Here is a 1,959-nt window from a genome sequence, read left to right on the forward strand (position 1 = left end):
AGATCGAAGTCATCGCCGACCCGCTGGAAGGCATGCACCCGGGAGAGCATCTGGCTGCCACGCACATCGGTCAGGTCTTGCTCGCGCAACCGCAGCGCTAGCCAGTCGAGCAGGTCCGGGACGTGGTTCTCCAGTTTCTCCTCGGAGAGGTGCCGCGCGTCGCTGAGCGTGCGCACGATCTCCTTCCACCGGACGAGAAGCAGCTCTTTGTGATTCTCGATGAGTTGGGCAAGTCCCATGGCTGTTTGAATGTCAGCGTGCCCGCCCCTCCCCACAAGGCCCCCTGTCCCATGGGACAAGGAATTGGAATGGGGCAGCATGCCGACCTTTCGAGAGGGAGCACCATGTCGAAGGCCTTCACGAAAGAGGAGGGTGGAGGGGAAGAAGTCCCACTGCCGCTACGTCCCCGCTCGACCTCGGGCGAGAAGCGCTACATCACGCCCGAGGGCTACCGGGCCCTGCAGGAGGAACTCGCGACGCTCCTGGCGCCCGTCCCGCGTGAGGAAGGCGCCACGGCACTCGAGGGCCAGGCGCGGGCCCGCGAGCGTACGCGCCGGGCACAGCAACTGACCGCCATCCTGGACGAGGTCAAGGTGGTGGCCCCCGAGGCCCCGGACGAGGAGCACGTCTATTTCGGCGCGTGGGTGACGCTCGAGGACGAGGACGGCGCGGAGACGACGTACCGCATCGTCGGTCCGGACGAGGCGGACGTGAAGGCGGGTCGCCTCAGTGTCGAGTCACCCCTGGCCCGGGCGCTCCTCGGCCGGGAGCTGGGCGAGGCCGTCCGGGTGGAGCGGCCCCGCGGCACCGTCGAGTACACCATCGCCCGGGTCACCTACCGCTCCCCCTCGGCCTGAGCGACGCGGGCGCTGTCAGGCCCTCAGGGCCGCACCTGCTTGATCATCCGCGAGGCGATGCGGTCGACCACACCGGGCACCAGCGCCTTGAGGGCCAGCATCAGCTTCGCCGCCGGAATCATCACCACCTCGCGCTCGCGGCGCTCCATGGCCCGGAGGATGAGGTCCGCGCAGGTGGGCGCATCCATCATCCGCCTGCCCTGCTCCTCGGCGATGTCCTCGTGGCCCGTGCGGCCATCGGGACCCACCGCTCGCGCGCGGATGGGGGTGGCGACGAACCCGGGCGACACGACGAGCACGTCCACGCCCTGGCCGAGCAGCTCGATGCGCAGCGAGTCGAAGAACCCCTGCATGGCGTGCTTGGTCGCGGCATAGCCGGTGCGGCCCGGCACGCCGCTCTTGCCCGTCAGCGAGGAGATGGCGACGACGAGTCCCCGGCGCGCCTTCAGGTGCGGGAGCGCATGGTGGGTGCAGTAGACCGCGCCCAGGTAGTTCACCCGCATGAGGCGCTCGAAGATGGACAGGTCCGTCACGTCCTCGAAGCGGCCCCGCATCGCCATCCCCGCGTTGTTCACCAGGGCGTCGATGCCGCCGAGCTCCGCGACGGAGCGCTCCACCATCCTCCGGCAGGCCTCGGGGTCGCTCACGTCCGTGGGCACCACGAGCGCGCGCCCTCCGGCCTGCTCACACCGCTGCTTCACCCGGGCCAGCGCCGCCTCGTCCCGCGCCGCGAGCACCACGTGGGCCCCACGCGCCGCGAGCGCCACCGCCAGCTCCTCGCCAATTCCCGAGGAGGCTCCGGTGATGACCACCGTCTTTCCTCTCATGGGGCCCCATGCTCGCACGTCTCCACCCGGCGTCCCCATGGCACGCGCGCCCTCCTCCTCCTATTAGAAGAGGTGTGAGCTCCTCCAAGCGCCGCCGCATCCTCGACATCGTGGCCACCGACGCCACCTTCGAGCGCACCGAGTACCGCGGCCGCGAGGTGTGGCTCGGAAAGTGCTTGCACTGCAACGCGTTTCTCACCGTCGGCCTGGACGGGGAGCCGATCAGCCGCGCCACCATCGAGCACATCGTCCCCCGGGTACACGGCGGGACGGAT

At 69.8% G+C, this 1,959-nt stretch carries 3 protein-coding genes and 1 pseudogene; 2 read left to right on the forward strand and 2 right to left on the reverse strand.

The window, feature by feature from the left end:
* A partial coding sequence (locus VF697_RS02825; protein ID WP_331091917.1) for a hypothetical protein occupies positions 1 to 239 on the reverse strand: 239 nt, incomplete at its 3' end.
* A 105-nt stretch (positions 240 to 344) separates the two neighbouring features.
* On the opposite strand from VF697_RS02825, the gene VF697_RS02830 reads away from it, so the two are divergent.
* On the forward strand, positions 345 to 857 hold the full coding sequence (locus tag VF697_RS02830; protein ID WP_331091918.1) for a GreA/GreB family elongation factor: 513 nt from the start codon (positions 345 to 347) through the stop codon (positions 855 to 857).
* 23 nt (positions 858 to 880) lie between these two features.
* Here the strand turns inward: VF697_RS02830 and VF697_RS02835 are convergent, their stop codons facing one another.
* A complete protein-coding gene (locus VF697_RS02835) occupies positions 881 to 1,684 on the reverse strand; it encodes an SDR family oxidoreductase (protein WP_331091919.1) in 804 nt (267 codons plus the stop codon).
* Between the two features lie 74 nt (positions 1,685 to 1,758).
* On the opposite strand from VF697_RS02835, the pseudogene VF697_RS02840 reads away from it, so the two are divergent.
* Positions 1,759 to 1,959: pseudogene (locus tag VF697_RS02840) on the forward strand (HNH endonuclease); the annotation flags it as partial.

The organism is Archangium sp., from assembly GCF_036388035.1.
GTDB lineage: Bacteria > Myxococcota > Myxococcia > Myxococcales > Myxococcaceae > Archangium.